Annotated in this window: 20 protein-coding genes and 1 riboswitch; of the genes, 10 read left to right on the forward strand and 10 right to left on the reverse strand. The window is 64.4% G+C overall.

What is annotated here, in order from left to right; translation table 11 throughout:
• Nucleotides 1-20: 20 nt before the first annotated feature.
• The gene (locus HU230_RS25755; protein WP_176529298.1) at nucleotides 21-641 is read left to right on the forward strand and encodes a hypothetical protein; all 621 of its coding nucleotides are present in this window, start codon (nucleotides 21-23) and stop codon (nucleotides 639-641) included.
• A 177-nt stretch (nucleotides 642-818) separates the two neighbouring features.
• Nucleotides 819-1,772, forward strand: coding sequence for a ribose-phosphate pyrophosphokinase (locus HU230_RS25760; protein ID WP_171948021.1), 954 nt, complete (start codon nucleotides 819-821; stop codon nucleotides 1,770-1,772).
• 58 nt (nucleotides 1,773-1,830) lie between these two features.
• On the opposite strand, the gene HU230_RS25765 is transcribed toward HU230_RS25760, so the two are convergent.
• The 3 genes from HU230_RS25765 to HU230_RS25775 all read right to left on the reverse strand — a co-directional run bounded on the left by HU230_RS25765 (nucleotide 1,831) and on the right by HU230_RS25775 (nucleotide 3,393).
• Nucleotides 1,831-2,202, reverse strand: coding sequence for an SDR family NAD(P)-dependent oxidoreductase (locus tag HU230_RS25765; protein ID WP_234633893.1), 372 nt, complete (start codon nucleotides 2,200-2,202; stop codon nucleotides 1,831-1,833).
• The gene (locus tag HU230_RS25770) at nucleotides 2,099-2,638 is read right to left on the reverse strand and encodes an SDR family NAD(P)-dependent oxidoreductase (protein ID WP_234633838.1); all 540 of its coding nucleotides are present in this window, start codon (nucleotides 2,636-2,638) and stop codon (nucleotides 2,099-2,101) included. Before HU230_RS25770 ends, HU230_RS25765 begins: the two co-directional genes overlap by 104 nt.
• 173 nt (nucleotides 2,639-2,811) lie before the next feature.
• Entirely contained in the window at nucleotides 2,812-3,393 is a 582-nt protein-coding gene (locus HU230_RS25775; protein WP_173638518.1) for a 6,7-dimethyl-8-ribityllumazine synthase, read from the reverse strand.
• Nucleotides 3,394-3,471: 78 nt separating this feature from the next.
• Nucleotides 3,472-3,626: riboswitch (FMN riboswitch) on the reverse strand.
• Between the two features lie 443 nt (nucleotides 3,627-4,069).
• Between HU230_RS25775 and HU230_RS25780 the strand changes: the two genes are divergently transcribed.
• Nucleotides 4,070-4,570 (forward strand): type III secretion system chaperone family protein, encoded by a 501-nt coding sequence (locus HU230_RS25780; RefSeq protein ID WP_016844492.1) that lies wholly within the window; start codon nucleotides 4,070-4,072, stop codon nucleotides 4,568-4,570.
• Between the two features lie 177 nt (nucleotides 4,571-4,747).
• Nucleotides 4,748-5,578: a pyrroline-5-carboxylate reductase gene (gene proC, locus HU230_RS25785; protein ID WP_176529297.1), complete on the forward strand. Its 831-nt coding sequence runs from the start codon at nucleotides 4,748-4,750 to the stop codon at nucleotides 5,576-5,578.
• Nucleotides 5,579-5,732: 154 nt separating this feature from the next.
• On the opposite strand, the gene HU230_RS25790 is transcribed toward proC, so the two are convergent.
• The 4 genes from HU230_RS25790 to HU230_RS25805 form a co-directional block, all read right to left on the reverse strand.
• Complete coding sequence (locus tag HU230_RS25790) at nucleotides 5,733-6,143, reverse strand: thioesterase family protein (protein WP_176529296.1); 411 nt, start codon at nucleotides 6,141-6,143, stop codon at nucleotides 5,733-5,735.
• Nucleotides 6,144-6,315: 172 nt separating this feature from the next.
• A complete protein-coding gene (locus tag HU230_RS25795) occupies nucleotides 6,316-6,519 on the reverse strand; it encodes a tautomerase family protein (RefSeq protein WP_044538952.1) in 204 nt (67 codons plus the stop codon).
• 113 nt (nucleotides 6,520-6,632) lie between these two features.
• The gene (hisS, locus tag HU230_RS25800) at nucleotides 6,633-8,147 is read right to left on the reverse strand and encodes a histidine--tRNA ligase (protein WP_176529295.1); all 1,515 of its coding nucleotides are present in this window, start codon (nucleotides 8,145-8,147) and stop codon (nucleotides 6,633-6,635) included.
• A gap of 221 nt (nucleotides 8,148-8,368) precedes the next feature.
• The gene (locus tag HU230_RS25805; protein WP_176529294.1) at nucleotides 8,369-9,448 is read right to left on the reverse strand and encodes a branched-chain amino acid aminotransferase; all 1,080 of its coding nucleotides are present in this window, start codon (nucleotides 9,446-9,448) and stop codon (nucleotides 8,369-8,371) included.
• A gap of 329 nt (nucleotides 9,449-9,777) precedes the next feature.
• Here HU230_RS25805 and HU230_RS25810 point away from each other — a divergent pair, with 329 nt between their 5' ends.
• Genes HU230_RS25810 through HU230_RS25820 form a run of 3 tightly spaced genes read left to right on the forward strand, consistent with a single transcriptional unit; the run spans nucleotide 9,778 to nucleotide 12,446 of the window.
• The gene (locus HU230_RS25810) at nucleotides 9,778-10,326 is read left to right on the forward strand and encodes a MarR family winged helix-turn-helix transcriptional regulator (RefSeq protein ID WP_092124108.1); all 549 of its coding nucleotides are present in this window, start codon (nucleotides 9,778-9,780) and stop codon (nucleotides 10,324-10,326) included.
• A gap of 2 nt (nucleotides 10,327-10,328) precedes the next feature.
• Nucleotides 10,329-11,051 carry a response regulator gene (locus HU230_RS25815; protein WP_171948219.1) on the forward strand — a complete coding sequence of 241 codons (723 nt, stop codon included), beginning with the start codon at nucleotides 10,329-10,331 and terminating at the stop codon, nucleotides 11,049-11,051.
• Nucleotides 11,052-11,060: 9 nt separating this feature from the next.
• On the forward strand, nucleotides 11,061-12,446 hold the full coding sequence (locus tag HU230_RS25820) for an ATP-binding protein (RefSeq protein ID WP_176529293.1): 1,386 nt from the start codon (nucleotides 11,061-11,063) through the stop codon (nucleotides 12,444-12,446).
• Here the strand turns inward: HU230_RS25820 and HU230_RS25825 are convergent, their stop codons facing one another.
• Nucleotides 12,447-14,402 (reverse strand): TonB-dependent siderophore receptor, encoded by a 1,956-nt coding sequence (locus tag HU230_RS25825; protein ID WP_224943561.1) that lies wholly within the window; start codon nucleotides 14,400-14,402, stop codon nucleotides 12,447-12,449. It abuts the gene before it with no gap.
• A 507-nt stretch (nucleotides 14,403-14,909) separates the two neighbouring features.
• On the opposite strand from HU230_RS25825, the gene HU230_RS25830 reads away from it, so the two are divergent.
• Nucleotides 14,910-15,122 (forward strand): hypothetical protein, encoded by a 213-nt coding sequence (locus HU230_RS25830; protein ID WP_224943564.1) that lies wholly within the window; start codon nucleotides 14,910-14,912, stop codon nucleotides 15,120-15,122.
• A 282-nt stretch (nucleotides 15,123-15,404) separates the two neighbouring features.
• Here HU230_RS25830 and HU230_RS25835 read toward each other — a convergent pair whose 3' ends face one another.
• Nucleotides 15,405-15,935 (reverse strand): DUF3617 domain-containing protein, encoded by a 531-nt coding sequence (locus tag HU230_RS25835; RefSeq protein WP_176529292.1) that lies wholly within the window; start codon nucleotides 15,933-15,935, stop codon nucleotides 15,405-15,407.
• Between the two features lie 43 nt (nucleotides 15,936-15,978).
• A complete protein-coding gene (locus tag HU230_RS25840) occupies nucleotides 15,979-16,278 on the reverse strand; it encodes a hypothetical protein (RefSeq protein WP_176529291.1) in 300 nt (99 codons plus the stop codon).
• A gap of 166 nt (nucleotides 16,279-16,444) precedes the next feature.
• On the opposite strand from HU230_RS25840, the gene HU230_RS25845 reads away from it, so the two are divergent.
• Both HU230_RS25845 and HU230_RS25850 read left to right on the forward strand, forming a co-directional pair.
• Nucleotides 16,445-16,921, forward strand: coding sequence for a hypothetical protein (locus HU230_RS25845; protein WP_176529290.1), 477 nt, complete (start codon nucleotides 16,445-16,447; stop codon nucleotides 16,919-16,921).
• A gap of 177 nt (nucleotides 16,922-17,098) precedes the next feature.
• Nucleotides 17,099-17,722, forward strand: coding sequence for a ribonuclease T2 family protein (locus HU230_RS25850; RefSeq protein ID WP_224924588.1), 624 nt, complete (start codon nucleotides 17,099-17,101; stop codon nucleotides 17,720-17,722).
• Nucleotides 17,723-17,739: the final 17 nt, after the last annotated feature.

Raw genomic sequence — 17,739 nt, forward strand, 5'->3', positions numbered from 1 at the left:
TAACGATATCGCAGGACGCAATGAGGGAAGCGTCAAACCACCAGTTTCAAACTGGGACAGTCGTGCGCGCCGCGATCGCAGCCACATGGCTGGCGATTGCGTGCGCGCTTGGCGGATGCGCGGCCGGTGGCAACGTGGCCGACTCCTACGCAATGGCCACGCCTGCGAGCGGCGGCGCCACCGTCGCATTCGAATCGATCGACGGTCCGCCGCCCCAGGTCTTCGACCGCATGGTCGGTGTGCTCGACAGCGAATCCAAGCTGCGCAGCCTGTCGATCGTGTCGCGCCAGGGCACCGCGGCCTATCGCGTGCGCAGCTATCTCTCGGCGCAGGTGGTGCGCGGCCGCACCATGATCGCGTGGGTGTGGGACGTCTACGACAGCAGCCAGCAACGGGCGCTCCGGCTGTCCGGCACAGAGCCCGCCGGCAAGGCCGGCCGCGACGCCTGGGCCGCCGCCGACGATCTGGTGCTGCGCAAGATCGCCCAGGCCGGCCTCAGCGGCCTGTCCAGCATGATCAATGGCGGTCCGGCGGATAGCCCGGCGCCAGCCGCGGCACCGGAGCTCCGTGGGCCGGCGATGGTCAGCGCCCCGGCCCTCGCCGCGCCCGAGACCGTGGCACTCAGCTATTCCGCCAACTAACCCCCGGAATCTCCCGGGGAAAGGCTTTTTTGCCCAGGAAAACGTGGGCCGAAGCGCCTAATGGGTTGCCAGCGGCGGCGCCTCCCTGATATTCCCTCGCGCACCGAAAACCCGCCGGTTCTGTAAGGACTTGAGATGCTGAACGTCGTATCCAGCAAGGCGCGGGGGGAAGCATCGATGTCGGCAAAGAACGGATCAATCAAGCTCGTCGCCGGCAACTCCAATCCTGCGCTGGCGCAGGACATCGCCAAAGGACTTGGCATCGAACTGACCAAGGCCGTGGTCCGGCGCTTCGCCGACATGGAGATCTTCGTCGAGATCCAGGAGAACGTCCGCGGTTCGGACATGTTCATCATTCAGTCGACGTCGTATCCGGCCAACGACAATCTGATGGAGCTTTTGATCATCACCGACGCGCTGCGCCGTTCCTCGGCGCGCCGCATCACCGCGGTGGTGCCCTATTTCGGCTACGCCAGGCAGGATCGCAGGTCCGGCTCGCGTACGCCGATCTCGGCCAAGCTCGTCGCCAACCTGATCTCGCACTCCGGCGTCGATCGCGTCATGACGCTCGACCTGCACGCCGGCCAGATCCAGGGCTTCTTCGACATCCCGACCGACAATCTGTTCGCGGCGCCCCTGATGGTGCGCGATATCAGAGAGAAGTTCGATCTCGCCAAGGTGATGGTGGTGTCGCCCGACGTCGGCGGCGTGGCGCGCGCCCGCGGCCTCGCCAAGCGCATCAACACCCCGCTTGCGATCGTCGACAAGCGCCGCGAGCGCCCCGGTGAGTCCGAGGTGATGAACGTGATCGGCGACGTCGCCGGCTACAACTGCATCCTGGTCGACGACATCGTCGACTCCGGCGGCACGCTGGTGAACGCGGCCGAGGCGCTGATCGCGCACGGCGCCAAGGAAGTCTCGGCCTACATCACCCACGGCGTACTGTCCGGCGGCGCTGCCGCGCGCATTGCTTCGTCGCGGCTGAAGGAACTGGTCATCACCGACTCGATCCTACCGACCGAAGCCGTCAACAAGGCGCCGAACATCCGCCAGATCTCGATCGCCGGCCTGATTGCCGAAGCGATCGGCCGCACCGCGGCGGAAGAGTCGGTCTCCAGCCTGTTCGATTGAATGTGTCGTCCCGGCTCAAGGCCGGGACGACACCGAGTTTGCGGCAGCGGCCACCAACTCAAAACCCCGGTCGCGGCACGTGGCTCATCAGCGTCCGCGCATAGCCGCCGTCGACGATGATCTCCTCACCATTGACGTATGACGCGCGGTCGCTCGCCAGGAACAGGGTCGCATCCGCCATGTCCTGCGGCGCGCCGATCCGGCGCATCGGCACGACGGCGGTGCGCCGCTCGGTGACCCCGGGCGTGTCGTAGAACGCCTGGCTCATCGGCGTGACGACAAGGCCCGGGCTGACCACATTGCTGCGGATGCCGTGCGGCCCCCATTCAGCGGCGAGTTGCTGCGAGAGCATCACGACAGCGGCCTTGCTGACGCTGTAGGCGCCGCTCTGCCCCTGCGCATTGCTGGCGGCGATCGAGGCGACGTGGATGAGACTGCCGCGTCCGGCCTTGCCGCATCTGGCGGCCGAACGCCTGCGCGCAGATGAAATAGCCGGTGAGATTGACCGCCAGCACCGCGTTCCATTCGGCGAGCGGCAGCGTATCGAGCCCGCCGGGGCGCAGCACCGCCGCGGTGTTGACGAGGATGTCGCTGGGGCCAAGCGTTCGCGCGACGGCATCGGCCGCAGCCGCGACGTTGTCCTCGCTGGTCGTGTCGCAGCTTGCGACGAGATGACCATCGCCGAACTCGCGAAGCTTTGCCTTCGTCTCCGCAAGCCCGCGCTCGTCGCGATCGAGCGCGGCGACCCTGGCGCCGGCGCGCGCGAAACTGACCGCGGTGGCGCGGCCGATGCCGCCGCCTCCGCCGGTGACAACGGCAACGCTGCCCGACAGGCCGAGCCAGTCGGAAGAATGTTGTTCGGTCATGGGCGCCTCCCGCGCGTTCTGATTATGCCGGCAAGCATAACCGAACGTGCTGGCTGCGACAGCGATCCCGGCACGCATGCCGGAATCGCTTTTGCGTTGGGCCTTAAGCTATTGACGCTATTTGCGTATGATCTTTTCGGAAAACCGCTTCGCACTTTTCCGGATCATGCGCGCTAGCCAGGTATTCCCGCCGCGACCTGGCCGCGCAGGCGTTCCAGGCTGAGCAGCGTGTTGGCGCAGGCCTCCGCGACCTCGATCCCCTTGATCACAAAGTGCTTGCGGAAGAAGTCGTAATGCACCTCGGTCTCGTGGAATTGCTGCGGCGTCAGCACCGCCGAGAACACCGGCACCTCGGTGCGCAACTGCACATCCATCAGCGCCTTGATCACGGTGTCGGCGACGAATTCGTGGCGGTAGATGCCGCCATCGACGACGAGCCCGGCCGCGACGATCGCGGTGTAGCGGCGGGTCTTCGCCAGCAGTTGCGCGTGCAGCGGGATCTCGAACGAGCCCGGCACCTCGAACACGTCGACATTGGTGATGTGGCGCGCCTCGATCTCCTTCAGGAAGGAGATGCGGCACTCTTCCACCACATCGCGATGCCAGGACGACTGCACGAAGGCAACGCGCTGCGGCTTGGCGAAGTGCGGATGCTCCGGCGCCGGCGGACGAGCCGGCGTATCGGGAAGGCTTTCTGCTTGGGAGGTCTGGACTTGAGAAGCTTGAAGGTCTTGGTCTTGCAACATCTGATTCATGGCTTTCCTCTTTCAGGACCAGAATCAGGGCACACGGACAACGACACAAGCCCACGCGAAAATCGCGTTGGCTGCCGCAACCGTTCTCTTTCATCCGGACTGTAACCGTCGGCTTCGGAATTGCACCGAATCTGCTGACCCTTCCTCCGGCTTCGCGGAAGAAGGCGCTCGCGGGCTTGGGCTCATCACCCTTTACCGCCGGTGGGGATTTTCACCCCGCCCTGAGAACATCGGCACGCCCGGGATGGACGTGCTTGAGGCGAAATATGACCAAACCGCGACAGCTGGGCAAGCATCTTTGGCATGGGGAAACGGCATGTCCCCATGAGCGCGCTGCGGCCCTTGCAGAGAGAAGTGAGCGCCCGAAAGGCTGATTCACGCGTGCGGCGAAGCGCCCGCAAATGGTTAATAAATCGTTACGCGAACGCCTAGATTCCGATTTGTTCGCAAAATCACAAGTGTGGCGGAGATCAGCTGTGGACGATGCGCGCTTTGGCTGTGGACGGACTCGGCGTGCGGTTGCGCGGATTCCGCAAATCACATCACTTCATCGGCGTCAGGTCCAGGGCATCCGGAAGCCCGGTCAAGGAACTGCACTCGGCCACGACGCAGTATGTCGCAAGTGCCGGCTTCCGTGTGCGTATCAAGCGATCATAAGAACAAGGTCCGAGACGGCATGTCCCTCCTCGAAAGCATTATCGATTCCCGGAACAACCCGCTTGCGGTGGTCGAGGATATCGCCACTGACAACAACTGGGCGTTCGAGCGTTCCGGCGAAGATGAGGTGACGATCGTCTCCAAGGGAGACTGGATCGATTATCAGCTCTCCTTCACCTGGATGGGAGAGATCGAGGCGCTGCATCTTGCATGCGCCTTCGACATGAAGATGCCGCAGGCGCGGCGCGCCGAGGTGCAGCGGCTGGTCGCCGCGATCAACGAGCAATTGTGGGTCGGCCATTTCGACCTGTGGACCCACACCGGCATGGTGATGCATCGCCAGGCGCTGGTGCTGCCCGGCGGCCTCACCGCCTCCACCGCACAATGCGAGGCCATGGTGGTCAACGCGATCCACGCCTGCGAGCGCTACTATCCGGCGTTCCAGTTCGTGGTGTGGGCCGGCAAGTCGACCGCCGAGGCGATGGCCGCGGCGATGTTCGATACCGAGGGCGAGGCGTAGGGTTTCGCCCGGCCTTTCCACACCTTCAGCGTCGTCCCTGCGGAAGCAGGGACCCATACTCCGCGGCGTCAGTGGTCGCGCATACTGCTTGTCGCCCGCCCCTCGCTTCACTAGAACCGCCTGTGGTTATGGGTCCCGGCTCAAGGCCGGGACGACACAGAGTTTGTGGAGCGACCCGTGAACACATCCAGCAGCGCATTGACGAATACGACCGGCACCATCGCGCTTGCGGGCGCGGGCAAGATGGGCGGCGCAATGCTGACCGGCTGGCTCGCGCAGGGCCTCTCGCCCAAGCATGTCGCGGTGATCGATCCGCATCTTTCGCCCGAGATCTCCGCGCTTGCCGCGAAGGGCGTGCGGCTCAATCCGCTGGCGAAAGATCTCGGCACGGTCGACACGCTTGTCGTCGCGGTGAAGCCGCAATCGTTCCGCGATGCCGGCGCCGCGCTGAGGTTGTTGGTCGGCCCGTCGACACTCGTGGTCTCGATCATGGCCGGCACGACGATGTCAGCGCTGGAAGAGGTGGTCGGCGGCGCGGTGGTGCGCGCGATGCCGAACACGCCGGCGGCGATCGGCCGCGGCATCACGGTCGCGGTGCCGTCAAAGCGCGTCACCGCCGCGCAGCGCGCCATGACCGATGCGCTGCTGAAAGCGACCGGGCTGGTCGAATGGGTCGACAATGAAGGCCTGATGGACGCGGTGACCGCGGTCTCCGGCTCAGGGCCGGCCTATGTGTTCCTGCTCGCCGAGGAGCTCGCCCGCGCCGGCGTCGCGGCCGGCCTGCCCGAGCAGCTCGCGACCACGCTGGCGCGCGCAACCGTCGCCGGCTCCGGCGAGTTGCTGCATCGCTCCGATCTGCCGTCGGCGACGCTGCGGCAGAATGTCACCTCGCCCGGCGGCACCACGGCGGCCGCGCTCGAGGTTCTGATGGCGAGCGACGGCATGCAGCCGCTGATGACCCGCGCGATCGCTGCGGCGACGCGACGCTCGAAAGAATTGGCGAAGTAGTCCCTCGCCTACCCATCACCTGTCATCCCGTCACCCTGAGGTGCTCGCGGAGCGAGCCTCGAAGGGTGCACGGCCCGCGGCCCATCCTTCGAGGCTCGCTCCGCTCGCACCTCAGGATGACGTCGGAATACGCGGATCGGCCTAGAGACTTTATCTACGGCGTTTGGCCCGACGTCCCGGCGAGCCGCTTGTTGAAACTCTCGACATTGATCAGGCCGCGGGCGTGACGGCCTTCGCCGAGCTTGCGCGCGCCCTCAAAGGCCTCGACCGCGAAGCGGATCACGCGGCGCTCGACCGCGATCACTTTTGCGGTGGTCCGTACGGTAGCGCCGACAAGCGCGGCGGCGAGATGGCGGATATCGACCTCGGTACCGACCGTGACCCAGCCGGGCTGCAGCGCATCGCGGATGGCATCACCCGACGCCATCTCCATTTCGAGGATCATCATCGGCGTCGCGTAGACCATCGGCATGCCGGGCACGAAATGCCCGACCGTACGCTCCGGCGGCACCACGAGCATGCGTTCAGCGCTCATGCCGATCTTGATGAAGTCGCGTGCGTCCATTAGCGCCTCAAAAGACCGTCGTCCCGGCCTTGAGCCGGGACCCATAACCACCAAAGCTGGTTATTGCGAAAGCTGGAGCCCCAGCGACCACAACAACAAGCATTGGTGGTTATGGGTCACTGCTCCAGTGCGCAATTGCGCACAAGGCAGGGACACAACGAAGTGAATGTAGTTATTTCTTCGCGGCGGCGGCGCGCTCGACGAAGGTCTTGCCACCCTTCATCTTGTGATGCAGCGGCGCTTCGTTGATCTGGATCACGACGGCATCGGCATCGACGCCAAGGTTCTTCACCAGCGCCTGGGTGATGTCGCGCATCATGCCGGCCTTCTGCTCGTCGGTGCGGCCGGCGGCCATGCTGACAGTGATCTCGGGCATCTGAATAACTCCCTGGTTGTTGTTGACGCGCAAACCGGTCGTTTGCCGGTCTGGCTGGCGCGCCATCTTTTTGAAGATGGATGCGCGGGTCAAGCCTGCACAGGACAAACCAGCTATCCCCAGTTCACGTCGTGCCGCGCGAGCACCTCGCGGACCTTGGCGACCAGATCGGCCTCGGAGCAAGAGAACTGCGCCGGACGTGTTTCGCGCCATTCCTGATTGGACGCGATCGCGGCCGCCGCCTTGGCGCCTTCGATCAAATCCTTGATCTGCACCTCGCCGCGCGCCTTCTCATCCGAGCCCTGGATGATCACGCAGGGCGAGTTGCGGCGGTCGGCATATTTGAGCTGGTTGCCCATGTTCTTCGGGTTGCCGAGATAGAGCTCGGCACGGATGCCGGCCTGGCGCAGCTGCGAAACCATCTTCTGGTAGTCGGCAACGCGGTCGCGATCGAACACGGTGACGACGACGGGCCCGAATTCGGCCTGCTTGTCGAGCTGGCCGAGCATCGTCAGCGCGGCCTGCAGCCGCGAGACGCCGATCGAGAACCCGGTGGCCGGCACCGGCTCGCCGCGGAAGCGCGACACGAGCCCGTCATAGCGGCCGCCGCCACCGACCGAGCCGAACCGCACCGGGCGGCCTTTCTCGTCCTTGGTGTCGAGCAGCAGCTCAACCTCGTAGACCGGGCCGGTATAGTATTCGAGGCCGCGGACGACGGTGGGATCGATGCGGATGCGATCCGCGCCATAGCCGGAGGCCGCGACCAGTTTCGCGATCTCTTCGAGCTCGCTCACACCGGCTTGACCGACTTCACTCTTGGCGAGGTAGGTCTCGGCTGCAGCGATGGCGTCCTTCCAATCGTCGCGCTTCTGCGTGACGGCCAGCACGATATCGGCATCCGCCGGACTCAGCTCGGCGCCCTTGGTAAAGTCGCCCTTGCCCTCTTCGCCGCCATCCCATCGCCCGGGACCGAGGAGCTTGCGAACCTCGTCGGCGGGAAACTTGTCGAGCTTGTCGATCGCGCGCAGCACCGTGAGCCTGCGCCCAGCATTCTCGTCGCCGCCGAGACCGATCGCCTCGAGCACGCCGTCGAGCACCTTGCGGTTGTTCACCTTCACGACATAGGAGCCGCGCGGAACGCCGAGCGCTTCCATCGTGTCGGCCGCCATCATGCAAATCTCGGCGTCGGCCGCCGGCGTCGCCGAGCCGACCGTATCGGCATCGAACTGCATGAACTGACGGAAGCGGCCGGGACCGGGCTTCTCGTTGCGGAAGACATAGCCGAACCGATACGACCGATAAGGCTTCGGCAGCGCGTCGAAGTTCTCCGCGACATAGCGCGCCAGCGGCGCGGTCAGGTCGTAGCGCAGCGAGATCCACTGCTCGTCATCGTCCTGGAACGAGAACACGCCCTCGTTGGGCCGGTCCTGGTCGGGCAGGAATTTGCCGAGCGCGTCGGTATATTCCATCGCCGGCGTCTCCACCGGCTCGAAGCCGTAGAGCTCGTACACGGCGCGGATCTTCTCGACCATCGCCCGCGTGGCATTGATCGCGGCCGGGCCGCGATCTTCCAGCCCGCGCGGCAGGCGCGCCTTCAGTTTCTGGGGTTTTTTGGGTTTCTCGGCCATGTCATACGTCGGCTGTAAGTCAGTATTGACTTTAAGGCCGGGTTATCAGGCAGGGCTCTGTGCCGCAAGCGCCTGGCGCCTTCTTACCTCGCCCCGCTTGCGGGGAGAGGTCGGAATTCAAGCAAAGCTTGAATTCCGGGTGAGGGGGACTCTCCAAACATCCCGGTGCGGATAAGGCCCTCACCCCACCCTCCAAGAGCGAGCGATGGAGCGTACCTGACTTACGCGACGTTCCTGATCCAGTTATGCGGGTCGTTGGTGCGACCGTACTGGATGTCGACCAGCTTCTTGCGCAGGCCCATCGCGACCGGGCCGGCGACGCCGCCGCTGATCTGGAAGTCGCCGCTCGCCGAGCACACCTTGCCGATCGGCGAAATGACGGCCGCGGTGCCGCAGGCGAAGGCTTCCTTCAGCTTGCCGCTGGCGGCGTCGGCACGCCACTGCTGGATCGTGTAGGGCTCCTCGCGCACGCGCGTGCCGGTATCCTTGGCAAGCGCGATGATCGAGTCGCGGGTGATGCCGGGCAGGATGGTGCCGAGCGGCGGCGTCAGCAGCGAGCCGTCGTCGAACGCGAAGAAGATGTTCATGCCACCGAGTTCCTCGATGTAGCGGCGCTCGACAGCGTCGAGGAACACGACCTGGTCGCAGCCGCGCTCGATCGCTTCCGCTTGCGCGCGCAGGCTTGCGGCATAGTTGCCGCCGCACTTGACGGCGCCGGTGCCGCCGATTGCGGCACGCGTGTAATTCTCAGACACCCAGATCGACACCGGCGCGGGACCGCCCTTGAAATAGGAGCCGACCGGCGATGCGATGACGGAGAAGATGTATTCCGCCGATGGCTTCACGCCGAGGAAGACCTCGCTCGCGATCATGAAGGGTCGCAGATAGAGGCTGCCCTCGCCGCCCGGGATCCAGGCGCGATCGATCCGCACCAACTGCTCGACCGCCTCGATGAACACCTCTTCGGGCAGCGGCGCCATCGCCATGCGCTCGGCCGAATCGTGGAAGCGCCGGGCATTGGCGTCGGGACGGAACAGGTTCACACCGCCATCGTCGCGCCTGTAGGCCTTGAGACCTTCGAAAATCTCCTGGGCGTAGTGCAGCACCGCGCCGGCCGGATCGAGCGGAAAATTCGCGCGTGCCTCGACGCGGGCGCTGTGCCACCCCTTGCCCTGGCTGTAGCGGACGATCGCCATGTGGTCGGTAAAGACGCGGCCGAAGCCCGGGTCCACGAGCTTCGCCGCGCGATCCTTGTCGGACGTGGGATTCGGCGAAGGCTGGATGTCGAATTTCAAAGTCATTTTTCTTGCTTTCCGCTGTCGGAACCGGCGCCATACCGGGCGTCGGCCTGTTTCCCCGGAGCCTCCCGGCTCGGCTGGTGCGAACTTCACCACCGTCGGCAACCCGGCCGGCTTCCATCGCCAACATGCCGTTCAGACATGCTTTTGCGGAGTGCTGAAGTCCAGTATGTTTGCCGAAATGCCGCTCGACAATCGCACGGTAGTCCAATTTGCGGCCCAAACCGCCTCACAGGCTTTTTCAGGCCGCCTCAAACGCTGTCGGGGACGAAACGACCTAATGTTTCGTCGTGACAGGCAGTTTTGTAACATTGAACCCAAGATACGTCAATATGACTGACATAAATTTCTCAGGCATGGCTGCCAAGCCCGATTCGCAGGGAGATGATCACGCTCCTGCGGCGGGCGGCCGCGACCTCCGCTGGGACATCATCGAGCTCTTGTTCTTCGCCTACCGCGACTTTGTCGGCGACGCCGACCAGGAACTGGAGGCGTTCGGCTTCGGCCGCGCCCACCACCGCGTCATCCACTTTGTCACCCGCTATCCCGGCCTGAAGGTGGCCGACCTGCTCGACGTCCTGCGCATCACCAAGCAGTCGCTCGGACGCGTGCTCAAGCAGCTGCTGGACGAAGGCTACATCGTGCAGAAGACCGGCAACAACGACCGCCGGCAGCGCCTGCTCTACGCAACGCCGAAGGGCGAGGCGCTGGTCGCCAAGCTCGCAGGGCTGCAGACCGACCGCATCAACCGCGCGATCGCCGGCATCGATCCGGCCGGCGTCGAGACGGTTCGGCAATTCCTCCGCGCGATGATCGACCGCGACGATCCCGACAAGGTGCTCGAAGCGATCTTCGGCGGCGGCAGAAAAACAAGGGAGTGAACCTGGTGCAGGCTGCAACCCTGGTGCGCACGCCGGTCGAGCCGGCCGACGATGCGCCGCATCTCCTGCTGGTCGACGACGACCGGCGCATTCGTGACCTGTTGTCGCGCTTTCTCTCCGGCGAAGGCTATCGCGTCACGACGGCCATGAGCGCCACCGACGCGCGCGCCAAGCTGCTCGGGCTGCATTTCGACCTGCTCATCCTCGACGTGATGATGCCCGGCGAGAACGGCTTCGACCTCGCTCGCTTCATCCGCACCTCCTCGACGGTGCCGATCATCATGCTGACCGCCCGCCATGAGGCGGAAGCCCGCATCGAGGGCCTGCAGATCGGCGCCGACGACTATGTCGCCAAGCCGTTCGAGCCGCGCGAGCTGGTGCTGCGCATCGGCAATATCCTCAAGCGCACCGCGCCGCCGCAAGTCACGGTGGTCGAGCAGATCGCGTTCGGCCCCTACATCTTCCACATCGAACGCAGCGAGCTGCGCCAGGGTGAGGAGATCATCCATCTCACCGACCGCGAGCGGGAGATGCTGCGTATCCTCGCAAGCGCACCCGGCGAGACCGTGCCGCGCGGCGAACTGACCAGCGGCGGCACCGTCAACGAGCGCGCGGTCGACGTCCAGATCAACCGCCTGCGCCGCAAGATCGAGCACGATCCCGCCAATCCGCTGTTCCTGCAGGCGGTACGCGGCATCGGCTATCGCCTGGTCGCCTCGCCGTAAGATGCAGCCATGAGCACGCTCGACACCGGCCTGACCCTGATCAAGAACGCCTCGCAGCGCGTCTCGAAGGCGAACGGCTGGATGGGCAATGCGTTCAAGAGCTGGATGCCGACCGGCCTCTATGCGCGCGCGCTGCTAATCATGATCGTGCCGATGGTGATCCTGCAGACCGTGGTCGCGTTCGTGTTCATGGAGCGGCACTGGAACACGGTGACGCGGCGCCTGTCGGCCGCGGTGGTCTCCGACATCGCGGCGCTGATCGACGTCTACAAGAGCTATCCGCAGGACAAGGACCGCGCGCAGCTGCGCCGCATCGCCCAGAAGCTGCAGCTCGTGGTCGACTTCCTGCCCGCCGGCGACATGCCGCCGCCGGGGCCGAAGCCGTTCTTCTCGCTGCTCGACCAGACCCTGTCGGTGCAGCTCGGCCGCCAGATCAGCCGCCCGTTCTGGATCGACACCGTCGGCAAGTCCAACCTGGTCGAGATCCGCGTCCAGCTCGACGATTCCGTGATGCGCATCTTCGCCCAGCGCAGCGCGGCCTACGCCTCCAACTCGGAGATCTTCATCTTCTGGATGGTCGGCACCTCGTCGATCCTGCTGATCGTCGCCGTGCTGTTCCTGCGCAACCAGATCAAGCCGATCCTCAGACTGGCCGATGCCGCCGAAAGCTTCGGCAAGGGCCGCGAGGCACCGAACTTCCGGCCGCGCGGCGCGCGCGAGGTGCGGCGCGCGGCACAGGCCTTCATCGAGATGAAGGCGCGCGTCGAGCGTTCGATCGAGCAGCGCACCGCGATGCTCGCCGGTGTGTCGCATGATTTGCGTACCATCCTGACCCGCTTCAAGCTCGAACTCGCCTTGATCGGCGAAGGCCCCGAGATCGACGCGATGCGCAAGGACGTCGACGAGATGTCGATGATGCTGGAGGATTACCTTGCCTTCGCGCGCGGCGATTCCGGCGAGGTCGCGCAGCCGACCGACATGGCTATGGCGCTGGAGGAATTGCGCAGCGACGCCGAACGCCACGGCCACACCGCGACCGTCGCGTTCCACGGCCTGCCCGTCGTCACGGTGAAACCGGCCTCATTCAAGCGCTGCCTCGCCAACCTCGTCTCCAACGCGGCGCGCCACGCCAACACGATCTCGATCACCGGCCAGCGCGACCACCGCTATCTCAACATCACGGTCGACGACGACGGGCCCGGCATCCCCGCCGCCATGCGCGAGGAAGTGTTCAAGCCCTTCCTGCGGCTCGACGACGCCCGCAACCAGGACGAAGGCGGCAGCGGCCTCGGACTTGCGATCGCCCGCGACATCGCCCGCTCGCATGGCGGCGACATCATGCTCGGCGAAAGCCCGATGGGCGGCCTGCGCGCGGCGGTGCGGGTGCCGGTGTAGCTACCAGCGGTAAGACAAGGTGCCGATCACCTGACGCCGCTCGCCGGCATAGCAGTAGCCGGACTGGCAGGTCTGGTAATGCGTGTCGAACAGATTGGTCGCGTTCAAGCGCATGGTGGCTCCGAGCAATCGCCGATCCAGCTTGCCGAGATCGTAGTCGATCACGGCATCGAACAACGTTCTCGCCGCATTCTGGAACGTATTCTGGTCGTTGCCAAAGTTGGTCCCGATATAACGGACACCGAGACCGAGCCCGAGCCCTTCGACGGGGACGCCGGACTGGAACGTGTATTTGCCGAAGGCGGCGAAGGAGTTCCTCGGAATGCCGGAGAGCTCATTGCCGGTCGTATCGGGATTGCCCTGCGTGATCACGACGTTGAGATGGGTGTAGGCGGCGGTGAGATCAAATCCCTGCTTGAGCGCCAGCTTCGCCTCGAGCTCCACGCCCTTCGATTCGACCTGCCCGGTTGCCGCCTGGAACGCCATGTTGCTCGGATCGGTGCGCAGCACATTGTCCTGCGAGATGTCGAACACCGCGGCGGTCAACAGCACCGGCAGCTGCGGCATCTGGTACTTGATACCGATCTCCTTCTGCTCGCCGGTGGTCGGCTTGAACGGCGAACCCGATGCGTCGACGCCGACCTGCGGGGCGAATGCCGTCGCGTAGCTGACATAAGGCGCAACGCCATTGTCGAAGACGTAAGCGAGGCCCGCGCGGCCCGTGAAGGCGGCCGCCTTCTGCGTTGACGGCACGCCGTCCAGGCCTGCGGTCGTCGTCTGCGAGACCCAGCTCTGGCGCCCATTGAGCGTCAGAATGACGCCGCCGAGCCTGGCCTGCTCCTGCGCATAGACCCCGACCTCGTCGGTCGACTGCTTGTTAAAAATCGAGAATGCCGGCGACGCGATCGCCTGGGCACCGTAATTCATCGTCAGCAGATTGAGATCGGGAGCCGGCCCGTAGCCGATCTTGTCGTTGTAGTAGGAGTGGCCGTAGTCGACGCCGAACAGCGCCGTGTTCTTGATCGCGCCGAGCATGAACTTGGCTTCGGCCTGGTTGTCGAGCGTCACGGTATTGAAGCTATCCAGGATCCGCCAGGCGGACCGCGACGCGAGATTGGTGCTGCTGTCGATGGAATCGATCTGGGTGTATTTGGCGTCGGTGTCGACCTGATAGAAGCGGAAGTTCTGCCGCACCGTCCAGACGTCGTCGACATTGTGCTCGAACGCGTAGCCGATACGATATTGTTTCTGATCCATGGCACTGAAGGCCGGATCATTCGAGTAGATGTTGGTCAATTGTCCGTCGGGCGTGCGGAAGTTGCCGATGCTCGCGGCGGTTCGGCTGCTTTGATATTCGCTGAGGATCGTGAAGGACGTATCGACGTCCGGCCGCCAGGTCAGCGCAGGCGCGATATAGGTCCGATCGTCGTCGTTGCCGGGATACCAGGTCTTCGCGTCACGGAGCAAACCCGTCAGCCGGTAGTACAGCTGATCGCTGCCGGGCACCGGACCACCAATGTCAAAGCTGCCCTGGTAACGGTCGTAGGTGCCACCCTGCAGCTGTACCTCACCGAACGATGTCAGCGGCGGCCGCTTGGTGGTGACGTCCACGATGCCGCCCGGCGAGCCGAGGCCATAGAGGCCCGAGGCCGGGCCGCGCAGGAGCGACACGCTGTCGAGACCGTAAGGCTCAATCTTGGGAATGGCGAAGTTGCCGCCGCCCTGGCGCAGGCCGTCGCGATAGATCCCCGTATAGGTCGCATCGAAGCCGCGGATATAGAAACTATCGAACCGGGGATCATAGCCGAACGCCGTGGTCGTGACGCCGGGCGTGTAATTGACGGCGTCCTTGAGCGTCTGAACGTTACGATCCCTGAGCTCCTTTTGCGTGACGACCGAAAGCGACTGCGGCGTCTCGATCAGCGCGCTTGGTGCCGACCGTGCTGCCGGTCGCAACGTAGCCGGTCGTCGTACCGATCGTGCCGGCAGCGCCTTGCGACCGCGGAGCCTGGGTCTGAGCGGGCGCCGCAGCAGCACGGCGTCGGCTCACCACGGTGGTGCGCGAAGATCTGGTGTTCCGACTTGAAGCGACGGCGCTACGTTTCCTTGCAGCGCCAGGTTCATCCACGGTTACGGCTGGAAGCACGCTGACATTGTTCTGCGGAGCGCTGGTTTGTGCCTGAGCGCTGGCGACGTTTGCATCCATCGACACAAGCATGACCGAACCGAGAAACACTGCGTTGATCGCAGCCGTTGATGCAAGCAAGCTGCGCTTGCTCTGCGACGAAGCCATTCCCACCAAGCAATCCCCACACTTCCCCAGGCTGATCTTGATCGAGCCGCGCGCTCGTCATTGAGTGGGCTCGATTGGGGCGGACTTCTATCGGCGGGATGAGCGAGACTCCACACACGCAAAATAGAATCCATTGAAGCGCGCGATGCACGACACTGGAACGATTCAAGATGCGCAACACTGGAGCGATTCAAAAAGACATGTTGTCGCAGCAAATTTTTCAGCGCGAGGAATTCGCTGCACGTCCTCGCTCTCTCAGCGAGTCTCGCGTGCGAGGCACGCAGCGATCATTCAATGATGTTGATGTCGCCCTGCAATGCCGTCGTGTATTGCGCGTGGCCGCGACCAACACCGGACATCATGTTCGACATCCAATCTATTGAAGGTGAGAGGCCGGCGACCGCCGTGCGCCGAGACGGCGCCTGGCGTCAACCGTCGGCGACAGTGGTAAAGCGAATACGCTGGCGTGACGGAGTTGGCGCACGCGGCCCAACGACATCATTGCAAGACAGGTCGCACGAACGCACGCGCAATGACAGGCAGCGCAAAGCCGCTTGGCAATCTTGGCGCGGGCTGGCTGCAATGATGGTGGTGCAAAACGTCACGCCCTTTCAAACATGAGTGGGCGTGCTCTGGGCGCGCGGCGGCAAGCGAAGGCGCTGCGCCTATTTCTGCTTGGGCAGGAGGCCCTTCAGCTTTTCCATATCCTTGACGTTCATCTTCATGCCACCGGGCATGATGATGTCACCGGGCTTCTGGTCGCTCTTGCAGACGCCGAGCCATTTCGCCTCGATGGTCATCGTGGTGTCGCGGGAGCCGGCCGCGCCGCCTTCCGCGTGCGAGGTGCTCTTGACCGTGTAGGCGGAATTGAAATCGCCGACGATCTCGGCATGGCTCTTCATCGACATGCCGGCGACGCTGCACACGCTGTCGCTGACATAGCCGGTCGCAGTCTTCTGGATGTCCTGCTTGGAGCAGACTTCCTTGGCCATCGGCGAGGCCGCCGCGCTCATCTCCTTGTCGGTGGTCTCGTCGGTGCAGTGCTGCATGGTGATTTCCGGCATCGGCCCGCCGGTGCGCACCATTTTCATCTCCCACAGACCGGCCTTGCGGATCGGCAGGTCGACGGCGCTCGCGGCACCAGTGGACAGGACAAGGCAAACAGCAGAACCAAGCAAGGCAAGCTGTCGGGTCATGCGGTGAGCTCCCGGCTGAACGATCGAAGGATCTGGAGTGCGCTCAGTAGAGCGTGCGCACCGGCCTCTGGGCCGAACCGTAGGGCACCCAGCGGCAGGCGAACGAGATGTAGCCACCCGGGTAGCGCTGCATCGCAAGGAACTTGACCACCTTGCCGTAGGAAGCGCAGTGATCGACGGCGAGCTGCCGCGCGTCGGTCTGGGCCGCCAGCGTATAGGCGATGATACCGCCGGTATCATTGCCCTTGAACGGCGGCACCGGCTGCATCCAGTCGGCTCGCGCCGGACCAACGGCCAGCATCCCGCAAACGGCAACCAGGCACGCGGCCAATTTCCTTCGCATCGCAGACTCCATTTCGCTTGCGACCAACATAGAGTGCGCCGGCGACCATGGAAAGAACGAGCCGACTGCTGGAGGTGGACTTCTCCGCAGGTGTTGCCGCGCTGCACTTGACCTTGCCGGGGCTTCACGGCACCGTCCGCCCCATCTGATCATCGGGTGGATTCCCATGTGCAACCTGTTCAACTCCCCCAATAAACTCAGCCACACGCTTGGCCTCGGCGCCGCGCTCGTGGTCGGCCTTCTGGCGTTCGGGGGCACGGCTCAGGCCGCCAATCCGTTCGAATTGAATTTCTGGCTGTCCGGACCGCGCTATGACGGCAATGTGGCCCCCTGCGAGAGGGCCCTGGCGACCATCAGCGATCAATTCCATGAGAAAGAAGCCACCTTCTGGAATTCGCCGCTCGTGATCACCGGCTTCAGCCGGATCCACGAAACCGCGTTCCGCCCCTGGCAGTCCGACAACATTCCGCGCCGCTATTGCTCGGGAGACGCGGTGTTGAGCGACGGCAAAGTGCGCAAGGTGCACTATTCGATCATCGAGGATGGCGGCTTTGCCGGCACCAACCAGGGCGTCGATTGGTGCGTCGCCGGGCTGGACCGCAACTGGGCCTATAACCCGTCCTGCAAGGCCGCCCGGCCCTGATCTCCGACCAGATTGCTGAAGCAGAAGCCGCCGCCGTCCAGACGGCGGCTTTTTGTTCTTGAAATGTTCTAGTGGCCTGCTAGGCTCTGAATGGTCGCGTGAGGGGAGCGTTTGATGCTTCGGTTGGTCGCAATTTCCCGATTTCTGATTTCAATTGCCTTTGTTCTGTGTGGTGCGATGGGGGCCTCGGCCCAGGATCGCCGGCAGAATGCGCCCGGCGAGTTCGATTTCTATGTGCTGTCGCTGTCGTGGTCGCCCTCGTTCTGCGAGGCGGCGAGCGAGCGCGGCAACAACGGCCGCGGCACGCAGGCGCAGTGCGGCGGACGGCCGTACTCGTTCGTGGTGCACGGGCTGTGGCCTCAATATGAGCGGGGCTTTCCGGAATACTGCCAGCGGCCCTCGCCCCGCCTCGCCCGCAACATCATGACCTCGATGCTCGACCTGATGCCGGCGCCCGGGCTGATCTACAACGAGTGGGACAAGCACGGCACCTGCTCCGGCCTCGGCGAACGGGCCTATTTCGAAGCCATCCGCAAGGCCCGCGCCGCGGTGAAGATCCCCGAGGAATTCCTGCAATTGACGGAGCCGAAGACGATCGCGCCCGACGAGCTGGAGACGGCGTTCATCAAGGCCAATCCGGGGCTCAGCAACTCCGCGATCTCGGTGACCTGCGACAGCAAGCGGCTCAGCGAGGTGCGGATCTGCCTCAGCAAGGATCTGCAATTCCGATCCTGCGAGGAAATTGATCGCCGCGCCTGCCGCCGCGATGAGGTGCTGATGCCGCCGGTTCGCGGCGGCTGAAGTCTCGTCCGCGTCAG

The sequence above is a fragment of the Bradyrhizobium quebecense genome, from assembly GCF_013373795.3.
GTDB classification, from domain to species: domain Bacteria; phylum Pseudomonadota; class Alphaproteobacteria; order Rhizobiales; family Xanthobacteraceae; genus Bradyrhizobium; species Bradyrhizobium quebecense.